The sequence below is a fragment of the Herbiconiux sp. VKM Ac-2851 genome (assembly GCF_013205105.1).
GTDB lineage: Bacteria > Actinomycetota > Actinomycetes > Actinomycetales > Microbacteriaceae > Herbiconiux > Herbiconiux flava.
Genome location: NZ_JABMLJ010000003.1, coordinates 711,804 through 737,168 on the forward strand (window position 1 = coordinate 711,804; position 25,365 = coordinate 737,168).

A 25,365-nucleotide genomic window follows, 5' to 3' on the forward strand; every position below is an offset into this window, starting at 1 on the left:
CTTGCAGGCACCACTGTTGTCTAGTCTGTCCATACGCAAGCGGGTATTGCGATGAGGCCGGCGGAGGAGGACTGATGGTCACGACGATCGAGCGGGACTCCGCTGTTCCCTATTACGAGCAGTTGTTCGACATCCTGCGCGAGCAGATCGCGGGGGGCGGCTTCCCCGATGGTGCGCGGCTCCCCAGCGAGCTGGAGCTCTGCCGGGAGTACGGTTTGTCGCGCGCGACCGTCCGTCAGACGTTCCTGAAGCTCGAGACCGAGGGGTTCGCCCGCAGGGTGCCCCGCCGGGGGGTCTTCGCCGCCAAGCCCAGCGAGTCGTCGGGGTGGATCATCCAGGACTCGCAGGGCTTCCTCGAATCGCAGATCCAGCACGGGCAGGGCGGGATCGAGACCGAGGTCCTGCGTGCGCGGTTCACGGAGCCACCCGAGCATGTGGCACAACTCCTCCAGACGGAGCCGGGCGACGACGCCTTCGAACTCGTCAGGGTGCGGTCCCTCGAGGGGCGGCCGGCGATGTACAGCACGAACTGGTTCCCGAGAGCGAGCGGCCGGGTCGTCTCGGCGGCGAAGGACGTGCTCGACGGTTCGGGTTCCGTCAACCAGGCGCTGCGCGGAGCCGGCTTCATCACGGCCGGCGCTCGCCGGGTCATCCACGCTCTGCGGACGCCGCCCGAGATCGCCACCGCGCTGGGGGTCGGCGAGGACGAGCCGGCACTCCGCGTGGGTTCGCTCTCCTGGAACCAGGACGCGATCCGATTCGACTACTACGAGACGTGGGTGCTCACCGACGTCGTGCCGCTCGAGGTGAACGTCGCCGCGAGCTGAGTGCCCCCCAGCGCTCGCGCGGGGTCGGGCTGCCAGCCCCGGGCCCGGGCCGCGAGGAGCGCTGCTCCCACCGCGGTCACTTCGGGTTCGAGGATGACGGCCGTGCGGTAGCCGTTCACAGCGGTCTTGATCTCCACCCAGCCGGGCGAGCGCACCCACCCGCCGGCGAGGCGCACCTCCCGTCCGCCGGCGAGCCCTTCCCGCACCGCGTCCACGGCATCCCTCCCCGCGCAGGCCAATGCCCCCAGCACCGCCGACGCCCGCGCCAGCGGATCCTGGGGCGCGCCCAGCGCGTACGACGGCCGCCCGCCTCCTCGGCGTCCCGGTTCGAACAGGCCTTCCTCCAGCAGCGGCAGCGGCGCGACCCCACCCTCGAGCAGCGCCCGGAGCTGGTGCGCCACGGCCGGGTCCTGCGCGGCCCACTCGACATTGCGGCTCAGCTCCTCGACCCGCAGCAGGGTCGTCCCGTGCGACCGGATGCCCGGTGCGACGTCGACGGCCTCCGGCCGCACGGCGACCGGCCCGGGGGCCTGCGCGACCACCACCTCAGCGGTCCCCATCGAGTCGAGCACGGCTCCGGGCACCAGCTGATCGACGCCCCACCCGCCGATCGGGTGGTCGTGCCCGCCGGCCACGACGACGGCGTCCGTGGCGAGCACACCAGCCGACCTCAGACCGGGCGAATCGAACGCTCCCACCGTGTCACCCGTGGCCACGACCGCCGGCAGCAGCTCGCCCGAGCCCAGGGTCAGATCGACTCGGTCCATCGCCCAGGCGCGATCGAGTGAACGCCACGCTCCGGTGCGTGAGGCGAGCGTGTCGCTGATGAACGGATGCCCGCTCCAGCGCACCCCCGGGAGATCGCTGAGGGCGACCCACGCCGAAGCGGCCCCGCTCCCCGGCTGACGGCGCGCCCAGCTCCACCCCACGAGGGTGCGCACCGGGTCAGCCTCCGTGTCGAAGCCGGCCTCGCCGTCGAGCAGCGGCGCGAGCTCCCGGAAGATCCCGCCGCGCCGGGGATCGAACCAGGCCAGTGCCCGGGTGAGCGGGCGACGGTCGGCGTCGACGAGCACGCCGTCCTCGCCCACGCCCGCGCAGCAGACGGCGTGCACTTCGAAGCGCAGGCCGCAGACCTCGAGCACCATCTCCTCGACGGCTGCGAAGAGAGCGTCTCCGTCGATCCAGAGGCCCTCCGGGTCGCGCGGCGTCCTTCGGACGGCTCGGGCGACGACCGTGCCGTCACGGTCGAGAGCCACCACCTTGGCGTTGGTGCTCCCGATGTCGACGCCGCAGGAGACGGGCGTTCGCAGGGTGCTCACGGGGCTCCTCCTCACTCGACAGAGTCGGACGTGAGTTTAGGCGCTCGGCCCCTGAGCGCCCTATCCCGAAGTCACCACCGCAGCCTGGGCCCGCGTCGACGGATAGCCCATCAGCTCCTTCGCCGCCTCGTGCTGATCGGTGATCCGAGCCGCCAGAGGAGCACGCGGCAACTCCCGGAGCTCGACGTCCCAGGCGGGGAACACTCCGGTCAGCGCCCCGGCGGCCTGCATCGCTGCGCCCTTCGCGACGTATTCGTCGGCGTCGGGAACGGCCACCGGTATCGAGACCATCTCCGCCAGGATCTGCTGCACGGCCGGGCTGGCGGCCGCTCCACCGATCAGGAGCAGTCGATGCACCGGCACGTCGCACGCCGCGAGGCTGCCGAGCATGGCGACCTGGCCGGCGAGCGTCCCCTCGATCACCGAGCGTGCGAAGTTCGACCGGGTCAAGTTGTCCAGCGAGGCGTTCAGAAGGGTGCCACGCGCGTGCGGCAGGTCGGGTGTGCGCTCGCCCAGGAAGAACGGGAGCAGGGTGAGGCCGGAGGCACCCGGTCGCGCCTGCAACGCCAACTCGGAGAACTCGTCGAGGGAACAGCCGAGCAGGGCCGCCCCGACCTCGAAGTTGCGGGCGGCGTTCAACGTGGCCACCAGCGGGAGGTGGTCGCCGGTCGCGTCGGCGTAATTGCAGACGTATCCGTCGTAGTCGTGCACCGGATGCGCGGACCGGGCGTAGACGACCCCGGACGTGCCGAGCGACAGCACCGCGTCCCCCTCGGCCAGTCCGAGAGCGAGCGCGGCCGCGGCGTTGTCACCACTGCCCACTCCGATCGGAATACCGGCCGGGATGCCCGCGATGCCCGCTCCGGTGTACCCCGACCTCTCCAGGGGTCCGAGGATGCGCGGCAGCACGGCGGTCTTCCCGAACGCGTGCTCGAAGAGATCCCGTGTGTACTCGCCCGTGTCCGGCGACCAGTAGGCGGTGCCCGACGCTTCGGACCGGTCGGTGACGAGGTCGTCGAGATGCCCGTCACCGATGCCGTGACCCATCAGCCGCCAGGTGAGCCAGTCGTGCACGACGGCGACCGCCTCCGTGCGGGCGGCGGCGGCGGGATCGACGTCGCGGAGCCACCTGACCTTGGGCGCGGTGTCGGAGAGCGTGAGGGGGATCCCGGTGCGGCGGATCCACTCCTCGCGGCCGAGTTCTTCGTTCAGGGCCACCATGGCGGCATGCGATCCGGTGTCGTTCCAGAGCGGGGAGTCGCAGACGACTTTCCCGGTGCCGTCCAGGAAGACCGGTGTGTGTTGCTGCCCGCTCACCGAGATCGCTGCGACGTCCGCGAGGCCTCCGGCGCGTTCCACTGCAGTGAGCAGGGCGGCCCACCACACCTCGGGATCGACGACGGTCTGGGAGGGGTGGGAGGCGCTGCCCTGGCGCAGGGAGCGACCGGTGACCAGGTCACGCACCGTCACCTTGCAGCTCTGCGTGGAGGAATCGATCCCGGCGACCAGCGTCATCGACCGGCTCCTTTCAGGGTGTCCCACAGGGGGAGGACGTCATCGCGCCAGACGGCGAGCTTCGCCGAGCGACCGGGATCGGGAGCGACCTCGTGCGGGTCTGACCGATCCCACGAGCGCGGCCCCGCGGAGGCGAGGGCCTGGGCGCCGGCCGACACCACCTCGGGGAAGAGCGACACGCTCAGAGGTGCCTCGAGCAGGTCGGCTTTGAGCTGGAGCCAGAGCGGGTTGCGCCCCGCGGGACCGATCACCTTGATCCGGTCGGGACGCTCGGGGAAGAGCGCGAGCACCTCGTCGAACTGCAGGACCATGCCGAGGAAGGTGCCGAGGACGAGCTCGTCGAGGGTGGTGGCCGTGCCGATACCGGCGATGAATCCTCGAGCCCGGGCATCCTTGTCGGGCGGCGGGCTTCCGCGGAACTGCGGAAGCACGAGCGGGCAGTCGCTCGGTACCAGCTCACCTGCGAGGTATCTGCCGTGCACCCGCTCGATCACGGCGGCGAGTGCCGTGGCATCGAGTCCGAGCATGCTCTGAAGGGTCGCGAACGCGGAACCGCCGGTGGGGATCGAGGCGAAGAGAGTGAAGTCCTCGCCGCTGCAGGCGAGGCCGTTGGCGAGTCTAATGAGCTCGGTGGACTCGTCGGTGCTGGGAGAGTCGCGAAGGACGAGCAGGCCCTCGGTCGTGCCTGTCGAATTGAGCAGTTCACCCTGCCTGAGACCGGCTCCCGCGGCACCCACGATGTGGTCGTGCCCGGACACGTGGACCTCCACGACACTGCTCAGTCCCGCCGATCCGGCGAATGCCGCGGTCAGGGGTGAGCCCTCGGCCGCGTTCCGCAGCGGCGCGAACGTGCCGACCGGCACTCCGAGGAGGCCTGCGATCTCCGCGGACCAGGCCCGTCGCCTGAGGTCGAGGGCCATGGTGCGGCTGGCGAGGGACGGCTCCGACCAGCGCTCGCCGGTCATCCGCGCCGCCAGGTACTCGGAGACGTTGAGCCAGAGTGCTCCGGCTGCGTCGGAGCCGGTTTGCTGCAGCGACCAGGCCGTCTTCGAGAGGCCGTAGTTGGCATTGGCGGGCAGGCCGGTGACCCGATAGATCTCGTGTCGCTCGCTCGGCCCGAGGGTCGAGAGGAGGGCGGCACCGCGCTGGTCGTGCCAGAGGATCATCGGGGACGCCAACGTCCCGTCCTCGCGCACGAGCCCGCCGGACTCCCCGACGCCGGTGATCGCGATCTTCATCACGGCAGCGCGCTGCTCCGCCGGGAGACCGGCGACGAACCGGATGATCAGACCTTCCAGGGCGGCGACGTCGTAGATCTCGCCCCACGGGTCCGACACGGTCGGAGTGGGCTGCCGCCCGGAGGCCAGGAGGGCACCGGTCTGATCGAACAGGCAGAGCTTCACGCTCGTGGTCCCCACATCGATCGTGATCGTCGACAGCATCGGGTGACTCCTAGGCGACGGACGGGTTGAGCGTGCGGATCCGGGCTTCGACCACGTCGGAGATGGCCTGCACCGCCGATGTCGACACCCGGATGAGGGAGACCTCCTTGGGATTGGCGATGTAGGCCTCGCCGAAGCTCCGGATCATCGCGTTCCTCAGGTCGCTGGCGACGTTCACCTTCACCACGTTGTACTGGTGCAGCCGGCCCAGTTGCTCCGAGGGGAGCCCGGACCCGCCGTGGATGACGAGGGGGACTGGGCTGGCGTCGCGCACCTCGGCCAGCAGGTCGAAATCGATGCTCGCGTTCGGGACGTAGCCGTGCTGGTTGCCCACCGAGACGGCCAGCATGTCGACTCCGGTCGCCTCGACGAAGGCGGCGACCTGTGCCGGGTCGGTGGTGGCGGCGAACTCGGGAGCCACGTCGTCCTCTTTGCCGCCGATGCTGCCGAGTTCGGCCTCGAGCGCGAGCGAAGGAGGCGTGAGCTCGCGAGCTCGTGCCGACGTGGCGACGTTGTCGTCGTAGGACGCCTCCGAGTCGTCGATCATGATCGACGTGAACCGGGCGGCCAGCGCATCTTCCACCGATCGGATGCTCTTGCCGTGGTCGAGGTGCAGGGCGACGGGCGTGCTCGTCGATTCGAGGCGGCGCGCGACCATGTCGAAGATGTACTCGTAGCCCGAGAGCGCCACGTTGGTCGGCGCGACCTGGATGAAGGTGGGGACGCCCACTCGCTCGACAGCGTCGATGATGCCCATCGTCGTCTCGAGATTGGTTGTGTTGAACGCACCCGCGACCAGACCGCGGGAAGTGCACTCCTGGATCACGTCGATGCCGGAGACCAGAGCCATGGGATCACTCCTTGTGTGAGGCGACAGCGAGACGCTGCTCGAGGGCCAGAGTAAGCGCTAGGCGTCCGTATTGTCGAGTCTGTCCGTACAAACCGGTCAAAACGAGACAAATGTGGTGAAACGGGTTTACAAAGCAAATTTTCGCGATGTATGTTCCGTACGTACAATCCGTACTACATTGAACGGATGGGCCGGCGCTCCGCCGGAGACGTACCAAGTCCTGCCACTTCAGAGAGGAAGTCTGCAATGCGAACCGCAGCCAAGACAGGAGTCGTCCTTGCCGGCCTGACCGCGAGCGCCCTGATGCTCACCGGATGTTCCAGCGAGGGAACGACCGCGATCAGCGCCGACACCGACAAGGCCGACATCCAGCTCAGCTACTCCCAGCCGCACACCGACCCGTTCCAGAACGCTGAGAACGTCGGCTCGATGCAGCGCTTCGAGGAGCTGGGCTACGGCACGATCCCCGCCACGAACGCCGACCGTGACGCGTCCCAGCAGCTCACCGACATCCAGACCCTCATCAACAAGGGGGCGAAGGGTCTCGTGATCTCGGTCGGGGATGCCGACGCGATCGTCCCGGCCATCGAGTACGCCAACGACGCCTCGGTGCCGATCGTCGCGATCGACGAGGCTCCGGCATCGGGAAAGATCGCCATGATCGTCCGCGCCGACAACGTCAATATGGGCGCACTGGCCTGCGAGGAGATGGGCACGCGGGTCAAGGCCGGCGACGCCGTCATCACGCTCGACGGGGATCCCGTCACCTCGAACGGGCGCGATCGCACCAACGGGTTCAACGACTGCATGGCTGAGAAGTACCCCGACGTGAAGCTCGTGAACGTCGCCACCGAATGGGACCCGGCCAAGGCCGCATCGGGCATCGAGACCGCGATGAACCAGTACGACAACATCGCGGGCATCTACAACCAGAGCGACGCGACGTTCTTCCCGACCATCCTGGACACCCTGGACTCCCTGGGCAAGCTCGTCCCCGTCGGACAGGACGGCCACGTCGTGCAGGTGTCGGTCGACGCCAGCCCGATGGCGATGACCGCGATCCGCGACGGCTGGCTCGATGCCGCCGTTGCGCAGCCGATGACCGACTACATCGACTACGGCGTCGACTACCTCACCCGGGCCATCAGCGGGGAGACCTTCGAGGCCGGTGACACCGACCACGGAAGCGTGATCGAGGAGCGGAACGGCAACCTGGTCGACCTGCTCCCGACCCCGGTCGTGACCGCGGACAACGTCGACGACCCCGAGCTCTGGGGCAACAAGGAGTTCGCGCTCGAGGCCTTCGGGGTCTCGAAGTAGAACCCAGGGCGGGCCGATCATCCGGCCCGCCCTGGTCCGCACCCCCGGCAACCCGAACGACCGGATCCTGATCCGAGACGGAGACGTCATGACCATCACTTCACCGAGCACCGTGCCTGCCATCCGGATCGACGGTGTGAGCAAGACCTACGGGGCGACGAAAGCGCTGAGCGACGTCTCCGTCTCGGTGCTCCCCGGCCAGGTGCACGGCCTCATCGGCCGTAACGGGGCGGGCAAGTCGACGCTGCTCCGGATGATCACCGGGCTGGAGCAGCCCGACACGGGGTCGCTTCAGTTCTTCGGCGAACCCGCCCCGGCCGCATCAGACCCGAAGGCGTGGCAGCACCAGGTCGCTTGTGTCTATCAGCGCCCGTCGGTCTTCGCGAATCTCACCGTCGCCGAGAACCTCTTCGCGGGACGACTTCCGACCCAAGGGTTGAAGGTCTCGTGGCGGACGATGCAGAGCGAGGCCGAGCGGATCCTCGCCGCCTGGAACATCAATCTGAATCCGCGCACGCTGCTGTCCGACGCCCCGATCGAGGAGCGCCAGATGCTCACGATCGCCAAAGCCCTCGAGGCGGGCAGCCGCATCGTGCTCCTCGACGAACCGACCGTGCAGCTGGAGGGGGCGGCGATCCGGCGACTGTTCGACAAGGTCCAGGAGCTGCAGCAGTCGGGGGTGACCTTCGTGTTCGTCTCGCACTTCCTGCGAGAGGTGACTGCGATCTGCGACTCGGCGTCGGTGCTCCGCGACGGGAAGCTGCTCTGGTCGCGCACCGGTGACGACATCCGGTCCGACGATCTCGTCGAGGCGCTCCTGGCCGGGCAGGAACAGCAGCGCCATCGTGCCGACACCAAGTCGATCGCGCTGGCCGGCTCCCCGGCCCTGTCGCTGAAGGGTTTGGCGGACAAGGGCGGCGCCTTCACGGATGTCTCCTTCGACGTCGCACCCGGTGAGCTCGTCGCCATCGGTGGCAGCGGCGGATCGGGCAAGTACGCGGTCGGTGAGGCCATCGCCGGACTCCGCAAGACCTCGGGCGGCGACATCCTCGTCGACGGAGACAGGCTGGCGACCGGCAACGTCAAGACCAGCCAGCGCGCCGGCATCGGGTTCGTCCCCGCCGACCGCCACCGCGACGGCTACGTACCGCAGCTGAGCGTGGCCGAGAACATGACCATGGGCATCATGGACCAGGTCGCGCCGGCCGGGGTGTTCTCGCCCCGGCGCCGCACCGCGATCGCCAAGGAACTGATCCAGGACGTCGCCCTGGTGCCGCCGAACCCCGCGCTCGCGGTCTCGGGACTGTCCGGAGGCAATCAGCAGAAGGTCGTGCTGGCGCGCGCGCTCGCCCGGAAGCCGCAGGTCCTCGTGCTGATCTCGCCCACGGCCGGCGTCGACATCGCCGCGAAGGACGCGATCTACGCCTTGATGCTCCGCGCGCTGGCCGAGGGCGTGGCCGTGGTGCTGATCTCGGACGACGTGGAGGAACTCCTCGTGAGTTCCCGCGTCCTCATCATGCGAGAGGGGCGCGTCGCCGCCCAGCTCTCGGAGCCGATCGAAGAAGACATCGTTAGAGCCATCGAAGGCCTGGAGTGAACCCCATGACAAACACCACCACCGCCGCGCCGCGCATCGGCGCCCCTGCACCGAAGAACCGGGCCGTCGGCAGCATCGTCCAGAACGTCCGCGAACTCAGCGTGCTGCCCGGCCTCGCGATCGTGATCGTCGTGGGGGCGCTGGTCAGCCCGGCCTTCCTCTCGGCGGCCAATCTGACGCTGATCCTCCGTCAGTCGGCCGAGCTCGGCATCGTCGTGATCGGTCTGACGTTCATCCTGCTCACCGGCAAGCTCGACATCTCACTCGAATCGACAGTAGGACTGGCACCGATGGTGGCCGCCTGGCTCGTCATCCCGGCCGCGGTCGGCGGTCTCGGTACCGAGATCGACCCGCTGCTCGCCATCCTCATCACCCTGGTGATCGGAGCCGGCATCGGGCTGTTCAACGGGTTCCTCGTCGTGAAGGTGAAACTCGATCCGTTCATCGTGACGCTGGCGATGCTGATCCTCCTGCGCGGAGTCACACTGGGCATCAGTCAGGGCAAGACGCTGGCAGGCCTGCCCGAGGCGTTCCGCTACATCGGATCGGCTCGCTGGGCCGGTGTGCCCGCAGCGATCTGGATCACGGCCATCCTGTTCATCATCGCCGGGCTGGTGCTCCGCTACACCTCCTGGGGTCGGGCGCTCTATGCCATCGGCGGCAACGCCGATGCAGCCAAAGCGGCCGGTGTGCGGGTGGACTTCGTGCTGATCACCGCCTTCGTGGCCGCGAGCACCCTGGCCGCTTTCGCCGGCCTCATGCTCGCCGGCCGACTGGCCTCCGTCACGAGCGGCATGGGGGAGAACCTCATCTTCAGCGCCCTGGCGGCGGCCGTGATCGGCGGAGTGCAGCTCACCGGAGGACAGGGCCGCATCATCGGCGCCCTGATGGGCGTGCTGCTGCTCGGCACCCTCACCAACGTCCTCACCCTCGCGGGTGTGCCGACCTTCTGGATCAACGCCGTCTACGGTGCCGTGATCCTCATCGCCCTGCTGGTCGGCCGCTTCGGCGCCAAGCCCGGCCTACGCTGACCCTGAACGAAAGGACCGCAGATGTCAGAGTTCCGTGAGATCAGTTCGACCGTCGTCGAGGAACTGGGGGAGGTGTTCCGCCGGGTTCCGCTCGACAACATCGAGGCCGCGCTCGACACCCTCGAGAAGCACCAGCGCATCTTCGTCCTGGGCATCGGTCGCGAAGGCCTCGGTTCCAAGGCCTTCGCCATGCGACTCACGCACTTCGGGAAGACCGTGCACTGGGGCTGGGACGACACGACGCCGGCGGTCACCGCCGACGACCTCTTCATCATGCCGACCGGACCGGCGAACATCCCGCACCTGCACTACATCGCCGAGCAGGTGAAGAAGACCGGCGCGACCTTGCTGGTGGCCACGGCGATCCCCGACGGGCCCACCGCTCAGCTGGCCGACATCGTGCTCACCATCCCCGCGCACACCTACGGTGCCGAGGGCGACGTCGTGCCGACCATCCAAGCGATGGGGAGCCTGTTCGAGCAGTCGCTCTGGATCTTCTGGGACGTGCTCTACCTCATGCTCGTCCGCCGTACCGGCGCACGGTTCGAGGACCTGGTGGCCCGTCACCGCAACTTCGAGTAAGGGCGGAGCGTCAGGGGCTGACGCGGGCGAGCCGCCCGTCGAACCCGACCACGTCGCCCGCCGCGAGCTGCCGCCCCCGCCGCAGCTCGACCTCGCCGTTGACCGTCACGTACCCGTCGGCGATGACCTCCTTGACCATCCCGCCGGTGTCGAGCAGCCCCGCGAACTTGAGGAACTGCCCCAGCCGGATCATCTCCCCGCCGATGGAGACGTCGTCGATCGGTGCCTGCTTCGCCATGCGGCCAGGCTAGCCGACCGCCGCGACGCCGTCAGCCCGCGGCCGGTCGCCCGGTACCACTCCGCGCGGGCGTCGGCCGGCGGTGCGTCAGCCCTCGAGCAGGGCGAGCACGCCGACGGCGCTCAGTGTGGTGACGGTGGTCCACAGCACGATCGCGACGCCCTGCCAGAGCAGCACCCAGCCCTTCGGCACGCCGGTCGACACCAGCACCGCCGAGGTGAACTGCGTGGGCAGGGCCAGCGGCCCGAGGATGCTCGCACCGGGAACCCCGAAGCGCACGAGGAACCGCTTGAAGCGCTGAACGCCCTTCGACTCGGGCTTCGGGCTCGGCGCGGGCTCCGGCCCGGCCTCGGGGATCTCGCCGGGAAGCCCGCCCGCCGGGACTGACACGACCCGAGCGGCGACCGCCTTCCGTGCCCGGCGTGCGAGGATCGCGCCCCGGATGCGCGCCCCGAAGAACACGACGACGAAGACGGAGGCGAAGTTGCCCGCCGCCGCCGCGATCGCCGCGACGACGGGGTTCAGGCCCGCCCACACGCCGAGCACGGCGGCGAGCTCGCCCTCGACGAACGGGATCACCCCCGCCAGGGCGACGAGCAACGGCTGCACGAGAACGGGCACGTGCGACATGGCTTGTTGGAAGAACGCGATGACGTCCATGATCTCTCCAGAGGATCGGTGTCGCAGGCGCGACGGATTGCGCTGCGAGTCCCGCAGCGTGATGGGGGAGGTGGTGTCAGCGGGTGCCGACCACCAGCGCTGCGATCAGCGCGTTCGTGACGACCGCGGTCATGGTGCGGGTGACGGCGGCCGCGGCGGCGTCCGCCGCCTGGTCGCCCTGGGCGAGGGCCTTGGCCCGGGTGGCCGTGTCGGTCGACCACGGGATCTCGGGGTGCAGCACGGGGAGTCCGCCGCTCGCCGAGACGAGGGCGGTGACGGCGGCGATGCGGTCGCTCGGCGCCTCACCGTCGACGAGCACGGCGCGGATGGCGGCGATCAGCTCGGCGCGTCGGCCCGAGCCGCCCTCACGGAGGGCCACGGTGGGGATGAGTCCGAGCATCCGCTTCTCGACCCGGTCGAGGTCGCCGCGCTCGACCAGACGGTCGAGCAGAGGCCCGCGCAGGGTCGGGCCGCTCGCGGCGAGCACGCTCTGCACACCGCGCGGCTTCGTGGCGACGTAGTCCCACGCGGGGCGGAGGAGCTCGTCGTCGGGGCGCTCGCGGGTCGCGCTGACGAGAGCGCCTCGGAGGCCCGCATCCTGCACCGACGCCAGCCCCCGCTGGCCCAGCTCGGTCAGCACCGCGCCGCCGAGCACGTAGAAGAGGGTGTTCTCGCCGGCGATGGTGCCCGACGAGGGCTGGAAGAGGACGAGGAGGACGTCTTCGGCGATCAGCCGGTCGCCGGCTGCCGCTACGGGGTTCGGAGTGGACATGCATCGAGATTAGCACACTGTACCAGCACAGTGTGCTAATCAATCGGAATCCCTTTAGACTCGACGCGGAGGTCGATCATGGAGAGCACACGCGACCGCATCCTCGCCTCGGTCACGGCGATGATGCGCGACGGCGTCGAGCGCCTCAGCGTGCGCGCGGTCGCCGCCCACGCCGGGGTCGGCGCGAGCACCCTGCGCCACTACTTCCCGACGCAGCGCGACCTCATCAACGCCGCCCTCACCGCGACCTACGACGCCGCGATGCCCGACGAGCGCATCCGCGACACGTCCGTGCCTCCGCGCGAACGGCTGCGCGAGTGCCTCTGGCGACTGTTCGAGCCCTTCGGCACGAACGACGCCGATGCCTTCGCGGTCTGGCAGAGCCTGTTCCAGGCGTTCCCGGGCGCCGACACGACTCCGAATGCGCGCGCCGGCTACGACCTGATCGTCTTGCAGGCCGAGCGCCGGGTCGGTGCGTGGCTCGCCATCCTCGAGGAGGAGGGCGTGCTGCAGCCCGGCGACACCGAGCGCCGCGTGCACCTCTTGCTCACGGTCGTCGACGGCCTCTCGATCGAGCGCGCGCTGCCGCACCGCCCCGACTACCTCGTGCACCAGGCGGCCACGCTCGCGTTCGCGGTCGACGCGGTCTTCGACCTGCCGCGCTCCTAGCCACCGAGCATTGTCTCTCCTGATCGCGCGGATGTGAATCCCCCTGCGGTCGGCTGGGCGCGTCCCTAGGTTCGTGCCCATCGACCGAGGGTGCATCTCGGAGGAGTTCACCCTCTCAGCGAAGGAGGAGTGATGGGTACGAAGACAGCCGTCGCCGCAGGAGCGGCCGGCGTGGTGGCCGTGGGCCTGGTGGCACGCACGCTGGTCCGTAATCAGTCCGAGTCCGACGGGGACTCGCGGCATCCGGAGGGCTGGAAGGCGGTGACCGTGCTGGGCGACCCGGGTGCCTTCGAGCAGGGCGCCTACCCCGAACCGCTGCAGCGCCTCGCCGAGGGGCTCGAGGTGCGGGTGCAGCCGGCCCCGGGCGACAAGGGCTTCGAGGTGCACGCCCGTGTGAAGGATGACGCCGACAAGGCGCTGTTCGGCGACGACGACCCCGACCAGGCCCTGCGGGCGGCGCTGCGAGATGCGAAGCAGCTGATCGAGACGGGAGAGGTGCTGAAGAGCATCCCGAGGCCGCACGGCAAGCGGCCCACCACCCTGTTCGGAGCCGCCGTCGACAAGGCCGAGGACGAGGCGAAAGGTGGTGGGGTGCTGTGAAGGCGCTGACCTGGACCGGAGTGAACGAGCTCTCGGTCGAAGACGTGAACGACCCCGAGGTCCTGAATGCGCAGGACATCATCGTGAGGGTCATCCTGAGCACCTCGTGCGGCTCGGACCTGCACCTGCTCGGCGGCTACGTGCCGACCATGCGCGCCGGCGACGTGCTCGGACACGAGTTCATCGGCGAGGTCGTCGAGGTGGGCTCGGCGGTGACGAAGCACCGCGTCGGCGACCGCGTCGTGGTGTGCTCGTTCATCAGCTGCGGCAAGTGCTGGTTCTGCAAGAACGAGCTCTACTCGCTGTGCGACAACGGCAACCCGAACGCGGGCATCCCCGAGATGCTGTGGGGCCAGGCGCCGGGCGGATGCTACGGCTACTCCCACGCGCTCGGCGGCTGGGCGGGCAGTCACGCCGAGTACATCCGGGTGCCGTACGCCGATCAGGGTGCGTTCCCGGTGCCCGAGGGTGTCAGCGACGAGCGGGCCCTGTTCGCCTCGGACGCCGCACCGACCGGGTGGATGGGCGCCGACGTCGGCGGGGTGAAGCCCGGCGACACGGTGGCCGTCTGGGGCGCGGGTGGCGTCGGCCAGATGGCGGCGCGAGCATCCATTCTGCTGGGGGCGGAGCGCGTGATCGTGATCGACCGCTTCCAGGAGCGGCTCGCGCAGGTGGAGAGCGTGATCGGTGCCGAGACGATGAACTATGAGACGAGCGAGGTGACCGCCGAGCTGCGCGAGCTGACCGGCGGGCGCGGGCCCGACGTCTGCATCGAGGCGGTCGGCATGGAGGCGCACAAGGATCGGCCTGACTTCGCCTACGACCAGCTCAAGCAGCAGCTGCGGCTGCAGACCGACCGGCCCACCGCGGTGCGCGAGGCGATCTTCGCGGCGCGGAAGGGCGGCAGCGTGTTCGTGCTCGGGGTGTTCGGCGGGGTCGTGGACAAGTTCCCGCTGGGGCCGCTGATGAACAAGGGGCTCACGCTGCGGTCGGCGCAGCAGCACGGGCACCGGTACATCCCGATGCTGCTCGAGCGGATGGCGCGGGACGAGCTCGTCACCGAGCACCTCGCCACCCACGTGATGCCGCTGGAGCAAGGGCCCGAGGGCTACGAGATGTTCAAGGAGAAGACCGACGGATGCGTGCGGGCGGTCTTCCGTCCGTAACCGTCTCGGCGCGGTGCCCGCGCTGGCCCGGCGGCGGCAGCTGTGGTGCTCTGCGCCCCTGTCGCCGTCGGGCTTCCGGGCCCACCGCGTGCCAGGATCGACCCATGCCGCGTGAAGCCTTCCCGTTCTCGCCTCGCAGTGCGACGGAGCTCCAGGTCGGTGACCTCATTCCCGTCGAAGCGTCGTCGGGAACGTGGGCGTGTCTGCAGGTGCTGGAGCTGAAGCCGCGTGCGCGCAATCACTTCGTCATCGGGACGCTTCCCTGGTGCGGCGACCGACCGCCGCGGCCGGAGGATGTTCTCGGTCTGGTGCCCCTGGAGAGGGGGCTGACCCGGATCGAGATCTTCACACGGGGCGGACTCTGCGTCACCGGGAACGCTGCGCCGAACGACGGCGATCAGGAGCGGTGGCACGGGCCGGCCTACATCGGCAAGACGACGCGCGTGTGGGGCTGGCAAGCCGCGATCGGGCGCGCCCAGGCGGTCTGCGCGTCGCCGAATGACGTCGCTTCGGAGCGGCCCTTCCGCGGCCAGCGGCGGAAGTAGGCGTTCGCGCTGCGGGTGTAGAGGAGGATGATGCCGAGGAGGGCCAGGGCCGCGTTGATGACGCCCTGCCAGAGCGTCGACGGCACGGCGACGAGCGTGTAGACCGCGCTCGCCAGGTTGAGGGCCAGCACGATGGTCGTCAGAACGCGGGCCAGCTGGCTGCCGCGGAGAAGCGCGGCGCCGACGACGATCGTGATGATGCCGAGGACGATCGACACGATGGCGCCGGTCGTGAACGACCCGGCCGAGACGCCGTTCACCTCGGCCGTCGTCGAGGCGGTGATCAGGCCGATCACGCCGCCGATCAGCTGAAGTGCGCCCGAGATCCAGACGATCACGGCCACGAGGGTGACTCCACCAGGTCGCTTCATGTTTCCTCCCCCTGAGCCGGTCGGGCCCGGCTGCTGGCATCACCCTAGTGCGACCGGGGATCGGCTGAGAAGAGCAGAGCGGTAGGCGGCCATCCGGGAGCGGCGGTGCCCGCCAGGCCGCGTACGGTGGTGGGTGCCGCGATAAGGAAGGGGCACGATGACGACGACTACCCAGCTCGGCCCCGCCGACCTCGAGCGCCGCGCCGCGCTCCGGCGGATGAAGCTGCTCGCCACGAGCCTCCTCATTGTCTCGGCCGTGATCTTCGCCGTCGCCTTCGCTCTCGAAGACCGGTACCCGTGGCTCGGCTACGTGCGCGCCGCCGCCGAGGGTGCGATGGTCGGCGCCCTGGCGGACTGGTTCGCCGTGACGGCGCTGTTCCGGCATCCGCTCGGGCTGCGCATCCCGCACACGGCGATCATCCCGAACCGCAAGGACGAGATCGGCGTGAGCCTCGGCGAGTTCGTCGAGGAGAACTTCCTCTCCGACGAGGTCGTGCGCAGCAAGCTCGCGACCTTCAGCGTGGCCGACCGGCTCGGCGCCTGGCTGGCCGATCCCGCGAACGCCCAGCGCGCGAGCACCGAGGGTGCCGTGATGGCGCAGGGCCTGCTCCGCTTCCTCAGCGACCGCGACGTCGAGAGCCTCATCGAGCGCCTCGCCCGCAAGCACCTGTTCGAGAAGGAGTGGGCGCCGGCCCTCGGGCGGATGGGGTCCGAGCTCGTGGCGGCCGACCAGCAGCGGGCCGTCGTCGACGCGCTGGTCGAGGCGGCCGAGACGTGGCTCGCCGAGCATCCGGACGCCCTCGGAACCGTCGTCTCGACCCGCATCCCGCGCTGGGTGCCCGGCTTTGCCCGCGACTTCGCCGACGACCGCGCGCACCGTGAGCTCACCAAACTGCTGCAGGCGGTGAGGGAGGACCCCGAGCATCCGCTTCGCCTGGCCATCGACGGCTACCTCGACGACCTCACCGACCGGCTGCAGCACGACCCGGCGATGTCGCAGCGGGTCGAGCAGATCAAGGCCGAGTTCCTCGAGAGCCCGCGCCTGCGCTCGTTCGCCGGCCAGCTTTGGGAGGCGGCCAAGACGGCGCTCGCCGAAGCGCTGGCCGACCCGTCGAGCGAGCTGCGGTCGGCGGCGACGTCGGCGCTGGTCGACCTCGGGGCGCGTCTTTCGAGCGACCGGATGCTCGCCACGAAGATCGACGCCTGGATCGCCGACGCGGCGGGGTATGCGGTGCAGAAGTACCGGCACGACCTCGCGTCGGTGATCAGCGACACGGTGCAGCGGTGGGACGCGCGCGAGACGACGCAGAAGATCGAGCTGCAGGTGGGGCGGGACCTGCAGTTCATCCGGATCAACGGGACGGTGGTGGGGGCGCTCGCGGGGGTCGGGATCTTCGCGATCGCGACGGGGGTGCACGCGCTGCTCGCGTGACCGGCGGGGCTGATGGACGTCGACGGCTGTGGTCAGAACTGACCGGGCCTTGTTCCGTCGAGAGTGGGCACCAGATCGGCAACGGTTCGGGGCAGTCGGGAGTGGCCGGCGATCCACGTCTCGAGTTGTGGGGAGATGTGCCCAGCCAATTCGCACATGTAGCGGTGGTCGACGGTGAGATCACGGGCGTGGATCGGCTCGTGGTGTGCGGCGCGGTTCCGGAGCAGTCGTAGCCGCTCCAGTTGGGCGCGGATGTCACCGCGGCGAGCCGGGGAGTGGGGGAAAGCTTTCTGAAGAGCTGGCTCCCAGAGCGCTGCGTGGTAGCGATTGACGAGCAAGCCCTCCCAGAAGGAGACCTTGAGTTCGGCGACGACGTGGCCGGCGGTCCACCGGCCCTGCCCTTTCCTGCGGTCGAGATAGTCGATGGCGCTATCGATCTGAGCTCTATCTGCGCGACTCAAGCTCGCGGCGTTCCACCAGTCCGTCCGCTGGAAGTGCTGCACGAGGCTATTGTGCATGGCGTTACGGATGCCGACTTCGAGAGGTGCGAAAGCGTTGAGCAATGCGGCACTCGCTTCGATGTTCCAGGTGTATAGCCGGATGGAGCGTGCTGCGTCACCGTGACACGCGGTGGCGTAGGCGGCCAGACGTTCGTCCCTGATGACCTTCACGAGCGAAGGAATCACGGCCGGGTCCGGCCAGCTTTCGTCACCCGACTCCATTACTTCATGAGGAAAGATCGACATGCTAGGATTGAATCGTAAGCCCCGGACGGGACGCGTAACTGCGTCGGCGCGCCGGGGCAATTCTTTTGCACAGCGCTCGCGTCGGCGATCAGTCACGCGGTCGGCGTGAGCGGCGTCGTCTTCTCGGGCTGGAGGGGTCTCGCGGCTAGGCTCGCCGCATGGCAGCCCGCATCTCGCACACGACGATCGACAGCCGCGACGCCCTGGCGCAGTCGGTGTTCTGGAGCGCCGTGCTCGGTTTCGCGGAGGACCCCGACGACCCGAACGTGCCGGGCGACGACGAGTGCATGATCTTCTCGAGCGACGGCACGCAGCGCCTGCTCTTCATCGAGGTGCCCGAGGCCAAGGAACTCAAGAATCGGCTGCACCTCGATCTCGAGCCCGAGGCGGGGAGCACGCGCGACGAGGAGCTGGAGCGGCTCCTGCAGCTCGGTGCCCGGGAGGTCGACGACCGCCGCCGCGCCGACGGCTCGGGCTGGGTCGTGCTGGCCGACCCCGAGGGCAACGAGTTCTGCATCCTGCGCAGCCAGGCCGAGCGGGGCATTTAGCCGCAGCCACCGGCGCACTTGCACGTCACACGAAGCAGCTGTGGCGATCGTGTGCCGCGGGTCACACCGTCGCCGCTGAACCTCCGACCGCCGACGGGGCCAGCCCCTGTGACGCCAGCCACCCCAGCACGTCGTCAGCGACATCCCGCCACCCGCTGTCGAGCGTGAGCGAGTGCCCCTTGCCCTCGTACTCGTGGTACTCGGTGATCGATGCGGCGTTCGAAGCGTAGAGCTTCGCCACCGCCAGCGTCACCGACTTCGGCACCGTGTGATCCTCGGTGCCCGACGTCAGCAGCAGCGGCCCCCGAACGGCGGTGTGGGTATTTACAGCGGCGGGGGAGTTGCGCACGAAGTTCGCCGTCGCGTCCTCGAAGAGCGGGCGGCCGGGACCGGGGATCGCCCAGGCGGCGTGCAGGGCATCCGATTCCTCTTCCGACAGCGCATTGCCGAAGGCGTACCGGAACTGTGACGAGGTCAGCGCCACGGTGCGCGACTTGTTCGCGGGGTTGCCGAGCACGGGGAAGCCCGACCGCAGCTGCGCGAACGGCAGCACCTTCACGCCTTTCACCGGCGCCGGGTCGATGGCCACCGCGGCGGACACCAGGTCGTTCGCGAGCAGCTCCTGCGCGATCAGCCCGCCGAAGGAGTGCCCGACGACGATCGGCTTCTCGTCCATCGGGGCGATGAGGTCGGCGTAGTGGTGGCAGATCTCCGAGATGCCCTGGTTGTCGAGACCGCTCGGGTCGGCGCGCGTGGCCTCCACCGAGTCGGGCTCGCCGGGCCAGCCGGGCGCGGTCGTGGTGTAGCCGGTCTCTTCGAAGAGGTCCTGCCAGGGCCGCCAGGCGGTGGCGTGGATCCAGAGTCCGTGGATGAAGACGACGTGCTTGGGCATGGCTGCAGCTCCTAGGGAAGAGAGTCGGGAAGAGAGGTGGGGTGGATCAGAGGGTCTTGATGAGTCCGCCGTCGATCAGGAAGTCGGCTCCGGTCACGTTCCCCGCGCGCTCGCCGGCGAGCACGAGCACGAGGTCGGCGACCTCGGCGGGTTCGGTGAAGCGCCCGGTCGAGAACCCGCCCTGCCCGGCGACGACGCGGTCGCGAGCGGTGGCGAAGTCGACACCCATCTGAGCCGCAGCGGTGGCCGCGACCCCGCTGTCGCCGAGCCAGAGGTCGGTGGCGACCGGCCCCGGGCTGATGCTGTTGAAGCGGATGCCCTGCGGCCCGTACTCCTTCGACAGCGACTTCGAGAGGTTCCACACGGCGGACTTCGCGGCCGAGTAGTCGATCACGCCGGGGTCGGGCAGGAACGCGTTCACCGACCCGATGGTCACGACCGTGCCGCGCCCGCGCGCGATCAGCTCGGGGATGGCGGCCCGGGTCATCCGCACCATCGTCAGGAAGCAGAGGTCGAGGGTGCGCTGCCACGCCGCGTCGTCGATCGCGAGGAAGCCGTCGAAGCGCAGGCTGACCGCCCCGACGTTGTTGACCAGGATGTCGAGGCCCCCACGCGACCGGGCCGCTGAGATGAGGGCGGCGGGAGCATCCGCCTCGGTGAGATCGACGGGGACGAAGGTCACCGACCCGGCCTCGACCAGCGCGTCGAGCGCCGGCGAACTCGAGCGGGAGGCCGCGATGACGTGAACTCCTTCGCTCGCGAGCGCGGTGGTCACCGCGAGCCCGATGCCCTTGCTCGCGCCGGTGACGATGGCGATCTTGCCGTTCAGCCCTAAGTCCATGGCTCAGACGGTAGGGCCGCGGTCAGGCGGGGGTCGTGCCCCCGCTCTTCCTGGGTGCGAGACGGTCACCCTCGGCGGCCGGATCGTTGAGCGCGCAGAGCAGCGACAGCCGCTGGATCTTCTCCGCCGACGGGCTCCCGGGTGCCGCGACGTACATCCCGAGCGTCTGACCGCCCGTGCCCGGCAGGTCGAAGGTCTGGTACCGCAGCTCGATCGACCCGACCTCGGGGTGCGTGAAGGTCGACGGATGCCCGGCCGGCTTCCGCGTCTCGTGCCGCGCCCACATCGCCTCGAACGCGGGGTCGAGCGCCCGCAGCTCCTCGAGCAGCCGCGTCATCTCGGGCCCGTCGTCGTGCGGGTCGACGGATGCGCGCAGATACGCCACGGCCCGGGGAGCCGTGAGCCGCCAGTAGGCATCGCGCGGCAGCTCGGGGTGGAAGGTGAGCTTGACGAGGTTCTCGCCCACCCGGAACGCGGGGCTGAGCATCCGCCCGAGCGCATTGATGTAGATGATGTCGAGCCGGCGGTTGACGACGTGCGCCGGAATGGACGGCATCGAGGAGATGAGGCCGATCAGGCTCGCGTTGACGGTGTCGACCGCCGCGGTACCCGGGGCTGCGGGGTGGGCGAGTCGATGCAGGTGGGCAGCACCATCGGGGTCGAGGGCGAGCGCGCGGGTCAGTCCCTCGAGCACCCCCGTCGACGGGTGCAGCTCCCGCCCCTGCTCGAGCCGCAGGTAGTAGTCGGCGCTGATCCCGGCGAGCATCGCGACCTCCTCACGCCGCAGTCCCGCGACCCGCCGGGGTGATCGGCTCGGCGGCACGCCCACGTCGGCAGGCTCGACCAGGCTCCGGCGGGCCCGGAGGAACTGCGCCAGTGGAGTCGGCTTGTCCATCGCTCAGCCCGTCTGCTGCTCGACCCGCGCGGCCAGCTCGAACAGCCGCTGCTCGGATTCGCTGCCCGGAACGGTGTGCCCCATCACGACGATCTGCCGGGTGTCGGGCAGCCGCAGCAGCTCGTAGGTGATGTCGAGACGCCCCACGTCGGGGTGGTCCATGGTCACGTCGAGGGCGTACGAGCTCGGCAGCGTACCCTCGCGCCACGCGATGGCGAATTCGGCGCTGTGCCGGGCGAGCTCGGCGCGCAGGGTCGCGAGGTGCTCGCTGTCGGCCGCCTCTTTCAGCAGCTCGACCATGCGGGTCGACACCTCGTCCCACTGCGGCAGGGTGCGATGCGCACTGAGATTGACGAAGGTCGCCTCGGCGAGATTGACCCCCACGGCCAGGCTGGGTGAGACCGCCCGCGCGAGTGCGTTCGAGGCGACGACGTCGAACCGCTCGTCGGCCACGATCGCGGGCGTGGTGGGCAGCGACTCGATGAGCTCGGCGAGCAGCGGGTCGAGGGGCGACATGGCGCCAGCCTATTCACGCGCCCGTTCTCCGGCGTGCCCCTCTCGCACCCAGGCGATGCGGTGCGGTGCGGCTTCAGGATGCTCGAACCGCTCATCCCAGAGACCTCAGTGCCTCCTCGGCGGCGGTGCCGGGTTCGGCGTAGTGGGCCACGAGGGTCAGCCGCGCATCCCCCGGAACGGCGAGGCTCTGCCAGTGCAGCGTGAGCAGGCCGACGCCCTCGACGTAGGTGGTGCCGACGCCGCTCGACTGCACGGTGACGTCGTGCCGCCCCCAGAGTCGGGCGAAGTCGGGCTCGGTGACGAGCAGCCGCCCCACCAGCTCGTGCAGCCGGGGATCGTCGGAGTCGCTGCGCTCCCGGAGAGCGGCCAGCCCGAGCAGCACGTGCTCGTCCCAGTTCGGCAGGTTCTCGCGCGCCGCGGCCGAGAACAGGGTGTCGAACATGTTCGACCCGACGGTGCCGAAGGTGAACACGCGACTCGCGCGCTCGTTCACGGCGAGCACGTCCTGGCAGGAGTTGATGACGTAGGCGGCGGTGCCCTCGAACCCGTCGAGGAAGGCGAACACGTCGTCGTCGAGTGACCCGGGCAGGGGAGCGAACGAGCGGTGCGGGGGAGGATCGGCGATGCGCCGGAGATACGAGGTGGCCGACTCGTCGAGGGCGAGGGCCTTCGCGAGCGAGCTGAGAACCTGGTGCGACGGATGCGTGTCCCGCCCTTGCTCGAGCCGCAGGTAGTACTCCCGGCTGATCCCGGCGAGCTGCGCCACTTCTTCGCGCCGCAGGCCCTCGACGCGCCGCCCCGCCGCCACGGGCAGCCCGACGTCGGCGGGCCGTGTCGCCTGCCGTCGCGCCCGCAGGTAGTTCCCCAGCTCGTTGATCGCCACGGACCACAGCGTAGGGCGCGGCCGCCCCGGCGTCACGAGGCATATTCTGAGGTTTAATCACGTATGTGTAGACGCGGAAAAGCCATGGCTCTAGAGTCGTCACAGAAAACGAGTCGGACTCAAGGAAGAGGCGCGATGAGACCACGTGAAGGACGTCATGGTCGCCGCCTGTTGGCGGCTGTTTCGGCGTTGGCCCTGGTGATGTGCGTACAAACCCTGGCGAGCACCTCAGCCACCGCGACGGGTTCGCCTATAAGAGCTGCACCCAGAATCTGACCGTCACAGGAAAGAGCTCTCAGGCTCTGGGGGGACAGACTGCCTCCCCGACGAATCCGAACCCGAAGCTCGGCTGCGGAAACGCGCGAGTACAGGTTCGCTACCAGTCCTACCCGGGAAGCCCGACCTACACCAGCGCCTGGAAATCGGCCCCTGGGATCGTCACCTACCATCCCGGCGGCACCGTGCTGGGTGCCTCGCACGACTGCGGCTACAAAGCCTGGGCCTACTCAGGTGGCTGGCCGTTCACGACCTAAGGAGTTCTGATGCGAACCACGAAACGAACCATCTCGATGAGTGCAGCTCTAGTCGTTGCTGGCCTGGGGTTGTCCGGATGCGTCGGCGTCGCCGCGAATGCGGGCGAAGAAGGGGCCCACGCCGAGGTCTTTGCTCCTTCATCGGCGCAGGAGGAGGTTCTGGCCGACGGTGTGGTCGATCGATCGGAGTACGAGTCGGCCTTCGCCGGGTTCCGGTCGTGCATGTCCGATGGCGGGTACATAGTCGACGTCCTCGATGCCGACGGCGCGATCATCGACTACCGGTACCTGGCGCAGGCGACCGACGACGGCACGGCTGATCGTTGCTACCAGATCGAGTTCGAGAGCGTCGACGAGTCCTGGCAGACCGCCCATCAGGACGAGCAGGGCGACGCGGCGCTGCTCGACGCTTGCCTGACTGACCACGGCCTAGCCGTTCCGAACACGCGCCAGGAGAAGATCGATGCGCTGGTGCTCGCCGGGGTCGACCTATCGTCGTGCCTCGGCGAGGGCTGAGGCTGTCAACCGATCTTCTGAATAAATTGACATGAAGGAGGCAATGGAGCCGGCCGTCCCTCTCTCAATTGTCGGAGCGACTCGACAATAGGCCCTTCTCCGCAAATTCTCTTCGCCCGGCGATCGTGACCAAGGCGCCACTCGCCCGCAGCACCGCGAGGGTCCACCCGTCGAGATCGATGCCCCAGCCGCCCAATGTCAGCTCCCCGGCTGTGACGGAGATCGGGCGCCTAGGGCTGGCTTCGATCGCGTCGCCAAGCGAGTCCATCTCAGCGCTGCTCGGAATATGTGCGCCTGATCTGAAGTCGGCGCGATGGCTGGTGAGGTGGGTCGACGCGTGGATGCGCAGCGAGCCTGCTGGGTCCAGGCCACCGGCTCGCCAGGTCCAGATCGAAGGCTGATCGCAGTCGTGGTCGCTGCGAGGTGGAGTGACGTACGAGGCCTCGACCACGTCCACACGGCCGTTGTGCGACTGGGAGGACAGTCCGACGAACTCGACCTCAGTGTCGCGCGAGAGGTAAACGGGGAAACCGAAAGTGCGGACGATCGCCAGATCCCTCTCGCTCATCAGGGGACCTTCCCCATCCATCGCCGTCACTCCGGGTACTTCGCTGTCGGATTGCCGGACCCGCAGATCCATCCCGCGGTCGTCACGGCGGTGCCGCCGGCGAGCGCCGATGCCTTGCTCGTGTACGGCTGAACGATCTTGCGGATGCCCTGCCAGGTTGCGCTGTTCAGAGGAGCAAGGCCCGACATCTCGTAGGTGCCGATCGCGCCGCCCATCCCCTCGGTCGAGACGGTCGCGCTCCAGGTGTGGCTGAACGCCTGTCCATGATCCGACTTGATGAGGTAGCCGGTTCGGATCTCGGTGTTCCCGTTCTGGAAGTAGATCCATGAGGTGCCGCAGTCGCCCGGGACGGTGATTCCGGCGATCGAACTCGCGCCTCCTAGGGCGCCCGAGAAATCACCGGAGGAGTTTTCGATTGGAACCGAGAACTGTGCGCCGGAAGGCGAGGTGCGGAGCTCGTACCCGTGGTCGGCGGCGACGGTGCTGTCGTAGCCGATGACCGACATCGGTACCTGCACCGTGCTGCCAGTCGTGCCGCTGTCGGCGGAGGCGAGCGCCGTCCCGAAACTGGCTGACACTACCCCGGCTGCTGCCAGTGCAAGGGACGCGGCAGCGAAGCGTCGCTTGAGTGATGACGTGTTGACCATGTCTTCGTCCTTCCGTGAGGTGGCTCATGCGGGCCATCGACCCCCATTCGGGGGTAACTACAGTTCTGCCACTTAAATGAGCAAAGGTCAATAGCAGCACTCGTCACTGAGGTCGCCGACCCCATCCGGACTGATCGGCCACACTGGCCCACGTGAGAGCCTCCTACCCAGTCGTCGACGTTCTCCGCGCACGGCACACGGGATACACGGCCCGCCAGTAGCCTGGCAACGCATCAGCGAATCACTCCAAACGCGTCGAGGGAGAGCAACGGATGAGGTCACTGCGCTACGGGATCAACATCACCCTCGACGGCTGCGTGCATCACGAAGCGGGCATCGCCCCCGACGGGGAGTCGATGCGCTACTGGACCGACCAGATCGACCGCGCAGACGCCCTGCTTTACGGCCGGGTCACCTACGAGATGATGGAGTCCGCCTGGCGACGGCCGGCCTCGGGTGAGTGGCCGGACTGGATGGGTGAGTCGGACATCCCGTTCGCCGAGAGCATCGACGGCGCGAAGAAGTACGTCGTGTCGAGCACCCTGGGCGAGGTCGACTGGAACGCCGAACTCGTGCGGGGCGATGGCGATCTGGAGCAGGCGGTGCGGCGGCTCAAGGAGGAGCCGGGGGAGAGCCTGTCCGTCGGGGGAGTGCAGCTGCCGCTGGCGCTGGCCGATCTGGGGCTGATCGACGAGTACGCGTTCGTCGTGCATCCGGTGATCGCCGGGCACGGCCCGACCCTCTTCGCCGGCCTGCGGGAGAGGCTCGAGCTCGAGCTCGTCGACCGCCAGGACTTCCGCTCGGGGGCCACCGCCCTGCTCTACCGGCCCGCCACGGCCTGAGT

Annotated in this window: 28 protein-coding genes; 12 read left to right on the forward strand and 16 right to left on the reverse strand. The window is 69.1% G+C overall.

Annotated features, from left to right (window positions below; translation table 11 throughout):
- The first annotated feature begins 74 nt into the window (after positions 1 to 74).
- Positions 75 to 827, forward strand: a complete 753-nt coding sequence (locus HQQ85_RS16625; protein ID WP_173183609.1) for a GntR family transcriptional regulator — start codon at positions 75 to 77, stop codon at positions 825 to 827.
- On the opposite strand, the gene HQQ85_RS16630 is transcribed toward HQQ85_RS16625, so the two are convergent.
- From HQQ85_RS16630 to HQQ85_RS16645, 4 genes are read right to left on the reverse strand one after another with little or no spacing between them, the layout of a single operon-like run.
- Positions 767 to 2,146, reverse strand: coding sequence for an FGGY family carbohydrate kinase (locus HQQ85_RS16630; protein ID WP_173183610.1), 1,380 nt, complete (start codon positions 2,144 to 2,146; stop codon positions 767 to 769). The genes HQQ85_RS16625 and HQQ85_RS16630 overlap by 61 nt on opposite strands.
- A 60-nt stretch (positions 2,147 to 2,206) precedes the next feature.
- Positions 2,207 to 3,661 (reverse strand): FGGY family carbohydrate kinase, encoded by a 1,455-nt coding sequence (locus HQQ85_RS16635; protein WP_173183611.1) that lies wholly within the window; start codon positions 3,659 to 3,661, stop codon positions 2,207 to 2,209.
- Positions 3,658 to 5,103, reverse strand: a complete 1,446-nt coding sequence (locus HQQ85_RS16640; RefSeq protein ID WP_173183612.1) for an L-fuculokinase — start codon at positions 5,101 to 5,103, stop codon at positions 3,658 to 3,660. The genes HQQ85_RS16635 and HQQ85_RS16640 overlap by 4 nt, the downstream gene beginning before the upstream one ends.
- Before the next feature lie 10 nt (positions 5,104 to 5,113).
- The gene (locus tag HQQ85_RS16645) at positions 5,114 to 5,953 is read right to left on the reverse strand and encodes a class II fructose-bisphosphate aldolase (protein ID WP_173183613.1); all 840 of its coding nucleotides are present in this window, start codon (positions 5,951 to 5,953) and stop codon (positions 5,114 to 5,116) included.
- 246 nt (positions 5,954 to 6,199) lie between these two features.
- Between HQQ85_RS16645 and HQQ85_RS16650 the strand changes: the two genes are divergently transcribed.
- From HQQ85_RS16650 to HQQ85_RS16665, 4 genes are all read left to right on the forward strand, one after another.
- Positions 6,200 to 7,273, forward strand: a complete 1,074-nt coding sequence (locus HQQ85_RS16650) for a sugar ABC transporter substrate-binding protein (RefSeq protein WP_173183614.1) — start codon at positions 6,200 to 6,202, stop codon at positions 7,271 to 7,273.
- A gap of 88 nt (positions 7,274 to 7,361) precedes the next feature.
- Positions 7,362 to 8,870 carry a sugar ABC transporter ATP-binding protein gene (locus HQQ85_RS16655; RefSeq protein ID WP_173183615.1) on the forward strand — a complete coding sequence of 503 codons (1,509 nt, stop codon included), beginning with the start codon at positions 7,362 to 7,364 and terminating at the stop codon, positions 8,868 to 8,870.
- 5 nt (positions 8,871 to 8,875) lie between these two features.
- Positions 8,876 to 9,901, forward strand: a complete 1,026-nt coding sequence (locus tag HQQ85_RS16660) for an ABC transporter permease (protein ID WP_173183616.1) — start codon at positions 8,876 to 8,878, stop codon at positions 9,899 to 9,901.
- A gap of 21 nt (positions 9,902 to 9,922) precedes the next feature.
- On the forward strand, positions 9,923 to 10,483 hold the full coding sequence (locus tag HQQ85_RS16665) for an SIS domain-containing protein (protein WP_173183617.1): 561 nt from the start codon (positions 9,923 to 9,925) through the stop codon (positions 10,481 to 10,483).
- Positions 10,484 to 10,493: 10 nt separating this feature from the next.
- Here the strand turns inward: HQQ85_RS16665 and HQQ85_RS16670 are convergent, their stop codons facing one another.
- The 3 genes from HQQ85_RS16670 to HQQ85_RS16680 all read right to left on the reverse strand — a co-directional run bounded on the left by HQQ85_RS16670 (position 10,494) and on the right by HQQ85_RS16680 (position 12,153).
- Positions 10,494 to 10,721 (reverse strand): RNA-binding S4 domain-containing protein, encoded by a 228-nt coding sequence (locus HQQ85_RS16670; RefSeq protein ID WP_173183618.1) that lies wholly within the window; start codon positions 10,719 to 10,721, stop codon positions 10,494 to 10,496.
- 87 nt (positions 10,722 to 10,808) lie between these two features.
- Positions 10,809 to 11,381 (reverse strand): small multidrug efflux protein, encoded by a 573-nt coding sequence (locus HQQ85_RS16675; protein WP_173183619.1) that lies wholly within the window; start codon positions 11,379 to 11,381, stop codon positions 10,809 to 10,811.
- A 76-nt stretch (positions 11,382 to 11,457) separates the two neighbouring features.
- Positions 11,458 to 12,153, reverse strand: coding sequence for a GPP34 family phosphoprotein (locus tag HQQ85_RS16680; protein ID WP_173183620.1), 696 nt, complete (start codon positions 12,151 to 12,153; stop codon positions 11,458 to 11,460).
- Positions 12,154 to 12,231: 78 nt separating this feature from the next.
- Between HQQ85_RS16680 and HQQ85_RS16685 the strand changes: the two genes are divergently transcribed.
- From HQQ85_RS16685 to HQQ85_RS16695, 3 genes are all read left to right on the forward strand, one after another.
- Positions 12,232 to 12,822 carry a TetR family transcriptional regulator gene (locus HQQ85_RS16685; protein WP_173183621.1) on the forward strand — a complete coding sequence of 197 codons (591 nt, stop codon included), beginning with the start codon at positions 12,232 to 12,234 and terminating at the stop codon, positions 12,820 to 12,822.
- A 132-nt stretch (positions 12,823 to 12,954) separates the two neighbouring features.
- The gene (locus HQQ85_RS16690; RefSeq protein ID WP_173183622.1) at positions 12,955 to 13,422 is read left to right on the forward strand and encodes a hypothetical protein; all 468 of its coding nucleotides are present in this window, start codon (positions 12,955 to 12,957) and stop codon (positions 13,420 to 13,422) included.
- Complete coding sequence (locus HQQ85_RS16695) at positions 13,419 to 14,588, forward strand: zinc-dependent alcohol dehydrogenase (protein WP_173183623.1); 1,170 nt, start codon at positions 13,419 to 13,421, stop codon at positions 14,586 to 14,588. The genes HQQ85_RS16690 and HQQ85_RS16695 overlap by 4 nt, the downstream gene beginning before the upstream one ends.
- 421 nt (positions 14,589 to 15,009) lie before the next feature.
- Here HQQ85_RS16695 and HQQ85_RS16700 read toward each other — a convergent pair whose 3' ends face one another.
- Positions 15,010 to 15,504, reverse strand: coding sequence for a hypothetical protein (locus HQQ85_RS16700; protein WP_173183624.1), 495 nt, complete (start codon positions 15,502 to 15,504; stop codon positions 15,010 to 15,012).
- A gap of 157 nt (positions 15,505 to 15,661) precedes the next feature.
- Here HQQ85_RS16700 and HQQ85_RS16705 point away from each other — a divergent pair, with 157 nt between their 5' ends.
- Positions 15,662 to 16,936, forward strand: a complete 1,275-nt coding sequence (locus HQQ85_RS16705; protein ID WP_173183625.1) for a DUF445 domain-containing protein — start codon at positions 15,662 to 15,664, stop codon at positions 16,934 to 16,936.
- A 32-nt stretch (positions 16,937 to 16,968) separates the two neighbouring features.
- Here HQQ85_RS16705 and HQQ85_RS16710 read toward each other — a convergent pair whose 3' ends face one another.
- Positions 16,969 to 17,682 (reverse strand): hypothetical protein, encoded by a 714-nt coding sequence (locus HQQ85_RS16710; RefSeq protein WP_173183626.1) that lies wholly within the window; start codon positions 17,680 to 17,682, stop codon positions 16,969 to 16,971.
- 158 nt (positions 17,683 to 17,840) lie between these two features.
- Between HQQ85_RS16710 and HQQ85_RS16715 the strand changes: the two genes are divergently transcribed.
- Positions 17,841 to 18,230: a VOC family protein gene (locus tag HQQ85_RS16715; RefSeq protein ID WP_173183627.1), complete on the forward strand. Its 390-nt coding sequence runs from the start codon at positions 17,841 to 17,843 to the stop codon at positions 18,228 to 18,230.
- A 61-nt stretch (positions 18,231 to 18,291) separates the two neighbouring features.
- On the opposite strand, the gene HQQ85_RS16720 is transcribed toward HQQ85_RS16715, so the two are convergent.
- The 5 genes from HQQ85_RS16720 to HQQ85_RS16740 form a co-directional block, all read right to left on the reverse strand.
- Positions 18,292 to 19,122, reverse strand: coding sequence for an alpha/beta hydrolase (locus HQQ85_RS16720; RefSeq protein WP_173183628.1), 831 nt, complete (start codon positions 19,120 to 19,122; stop codon positions 18,292 to 18,294).
- A gap of 46 nt (positions 19,123 to 19,168) precedes the next feature.
- Complete coding sequence (locus HQQ85_RS16725) at positions 19,169 to 19,963, reverse strand: SDR family NAD(P)-dependent oxidoreductase (RefSeq protein WP_173183629.1); 795 nt, start codon at positions 19,961 to 19,963, stop codon at positions 19,169 to 19,171.
- Positions 19,964 to 19,985: 22 nt separating this feature from the next.
- Positions 19,986 to 20,858, reverse strand: a complete 873-nt coding sequence (locus tag HQQ85_RS16730) for a helix-turn-helix transcriptional regulator (protein ID WP_173183630.1) — start codon at positions 20,856 to 20,858, stop codon at positions 19,986 to 19,988.
- 3 nt (positions 20,859 to 20,861) lie between these two features.
- Positions 20,862 to 21,374, reverse strand: a complete 513-nt coding sequence (locus tag HQQ85_RS16735) for a hypothetical protein (RefSeq protein WP_173183631.1) — start codon at positions 21,372 to 21,374, stop codon at positions 20,862 to 20,864.
- Positions 21,375 to 21,465: 91 nt separating this feature from the next.
- Positions 21,466 to 22,257, reverse strand: coding sequence for a helix-turn-helix transcriptional regulator (locus HQQ85_RS16740; protein WP_173183632.1), 792 nt, complete (start codon positions 22,255 to 22,257; stop codon positions 21,466 to 21,468).
- A 542-nt stretch (positions 22,258 to 22,799) separates the two neighbouring features.
- Here HQQ85_RS16740 and HQQ85_RS16745 point away from each other — a divergent pair.
- Complete coding sequence (locus HQQ85_RS16745) at positions 22,800 to 23,306, forward strand: hypothetical protein (RefSeq protein ID WP_173183633.1); 507 nt, start codon at positions 22,800 to 22,802, stop codon at positions 23,304 to 23,306.
- A gap of 64 nt (positions 23,307 to 23,370) precedes the next feature.
- Here the strand turns inward: HQQ85_RS16745 and HQQ85_RS16750 are convergent, their stop codons facing one another.
- Positions 23,371 to 23,874 carry a hypothetical protein gene (locus HQQ85_RS16750; RefSeq protein WP_173183634.1) on the reverse strand — a complete coding sequence of 168 codons (504 nt, stop codon included), beginning with the start codon at positions 23,872 to 23,874 and terminating at the stop codon, positions 23,371 to 23,373.
- Positions 23,875 to 23,900: 26 nt separating this feature from the next.
- Positions 23,901 to 24,521: a hypothetical protein gene (locus tag HQQ85_RS16755; protein WP_173183635.1), complete on the reverse strand. Its 621-nt coding sequence runs from the start codon at positions 24,519 to 24,521 to the stop codon at positions 23,901 to 23,903.
- Between the two features lie 272 nt (positions 24,522 to 24,793).
- On the opposite strand from HQQ85_RS16755, the gene HQQ85_RS16760 reads away from it, so the two are divergent.
- Complete coding sequence (locus HQQ85_RS16760) at positions 24,794 to 25,363, forward strand: dihydrofolate reductase family protein (RefSeq protein ID WP_173183636.1); 570 nt, start codon at positions 24,794 to 24,796, stop codon at positions 25,361 to 25,363.
- Positions 25,364 to 25,365: the final 2 nt, after the last annotated feature.

Excerpts from the sequence above, each read along its gene's own strand:
- HQQ85_RS16625 (WP_173183609.1), top strand. The coding sequence starts at position 75 with ATGGTCACGACGATCGAGCGGGACTCCGCTGTTCCCTATTACGAGCAG.
- HQQ85_RS16635 (WP_173183611.1), bottom strand. The coding sequence starts at position 3,661 with ATGACGCTGGTCGCCGGGATCGATTCCTCCACGCAGAGCTGCAAGGTG.
- HQQ85_RS16640 (WP_173183612.1), bottom strand. The coding sequence starts at position 5,103 with ATGCTGTCGACGATCACGATCGATGTGGGGACCACGAGCGTGAAGCTC.
- HQQ85_RS16645 (WP_173183613.1), bottom strand. The coding sequence starts at position 5,953 with ATGGCTCTGGTCTCCGGCATCGACGTGATCCAGGAGTGCACTTCCCGC.
- HQQ85_RS16650 (WP_173183614.1), top strand. The coding sequence starts at position 6,200 with ATGCGAACCGCAGCCAAGACAGGAGTCGTCCTTGCCGGCCTGACCGCG.
- HQQ85_RS16655 (WP_173183615.1), top strand. The coding sequence starts at position 7,362 with ATGACCATCACTTCACCGAGCACCGTGCCTGCCATCCGGATCGACGGT.
- HQQ85_RS16660 (WP_173183616.1), top strand. The coding sequence starts at position 8,876 with ATGACAAACACCACCACCGCCGCGCCGCGCATCGGCGCCCCTGCACCG.
- HQQ85_RS16665 (WP_173183617.1), top strand. The coding sequence starts at position 9,923 with ATGTCAGAGTTCCGTGAGATCAGTTCGACCGTCGTCGAGGAACTGGGG.
- HQQ85_RS16670 (WP_173183618.1), bottom strand. The coding sequence starts at position 10,721 with ATGGCGAAGCAGGCACCGATCGACGACGTCTCCATCGGCGGGGAGATG.
- HQQ85_RS16675 (WP_173183619.1), bottom strand. The coding sequence starts at position 11,381 with ATGGACGTCATCGCGTTCTTCCAACAAGCCATGTCGCACGTGCCCGTT.
- HQQ85_RS16680 (WP_173183620.1), bottom strand. The coding sequence starts at position 12,153 with ATGTCCACTCCGAACCCCGTAGCGGCAGCCGGCGACCGGCTGATCGCC.
- HQQ85_RS16685 (WP_173183621.1), top strand. The coding sequence starts at position 12,232 with ATGGAGAGCACACGCGACCGCATCCTCGCCTCGGTCACGGCGATGATG.
- HQQ85_RS16690 (WP_173183622.1), top strand. The coding sequence starts at position 12,955 with ATGGGTACGAAGACAGCCGTCGCCGCAGGAGCGGCCGGCGTGGTGGCC.
- HQQ85_RS16700 (WP_173183624.1), bottom strand. The coding sequence starts at position 15,504 with ATGAAGCGACCTGGTGGAGTCACCCTCGTGGCCGTGATCGTCTGGATC.
- HQQ85_RS16705 (WP_173183625.1), top strand. The coding sequence starts at position 15,662 with ATGACGACGACTACCCAGCTCGGCCCCGCCGACCTCGAGCGCCGCGCC.
- HQQ85_RS16710 (WP_173183626.1), bottom strand. The coding sequence starts at position 17,682 with ATGTCGATCTTTCCTCATGAAGTAATGGAGTCGGGTGACGAAAGCTGG.
- HQQ85_RS16715 (WP_173183627.1), top strand. The coding sequence starts at position 17,841 with ATGGCAGCCCGCATCTCGCACACGACGATCGACAGCCGCGACGCCCTG.
- HQQ85_RS16720 (WP_173183628.1), bottom strand. The coding sequence starts at position 19,122 with ATGCCCAAGCACGTCGTCTTCATCCACGGACTCTGGATCCACGCCACC.
- HQQ85_RS16725 (WP_173183629.1), bottom strand. The coding sequence starts at position 19,963 with ATGGACTTAGGGCTGAACGGCAAGATCGCCATCGTCACCGGCGCGAGC.
- HQQ85_RS16730 (WP_173183630.1), bottom strand. The coding sequence starts at position 20,858 with ATGGACAAGCCGACTCCACTGGCGCAGTTCCTCCGGGCCCGCCGGAGC.
- HQQ85_RS16735 (WP_173183631.1), bottom strand. The coding sequence starts at position 21,374 with ATGTCGCCCCTCGACCCGCTGCTCGCCGAGCTCATCGAGTCGCTGCCC.
- HQQ85_RS16745 (WP_173183633.1), top strand. The coding sequence starts at position 22,800 with ATGCGAACCACGAAACGAACCATCTCGATGAGTGCAGCTCTAGTCGTT.
- HQQ85_RS16750 (WP_173183634.1), bottom strand. The coding sequence starts at position 23,874 with ATGAGCGAGAGGGATCTGGCGATCGTCCGCACTTTCGGTTTCCCCGTT.
- HQQ85_RS16755 (WP_173183635.1), bottom strand. The coding sequence starts at position 24,521 with ATGGTCAACACGTCATCACTCAAGCGACGCTTCGCTGCCGCGTCCCTT.
- HQQ85_RS16760 (WP_173183636.1), top strand. The coding sequence starts at position 24,794 with ATGAGGTCACTGCGCTACGGGATCAACATCACCCTCGACGGCTGCGTG.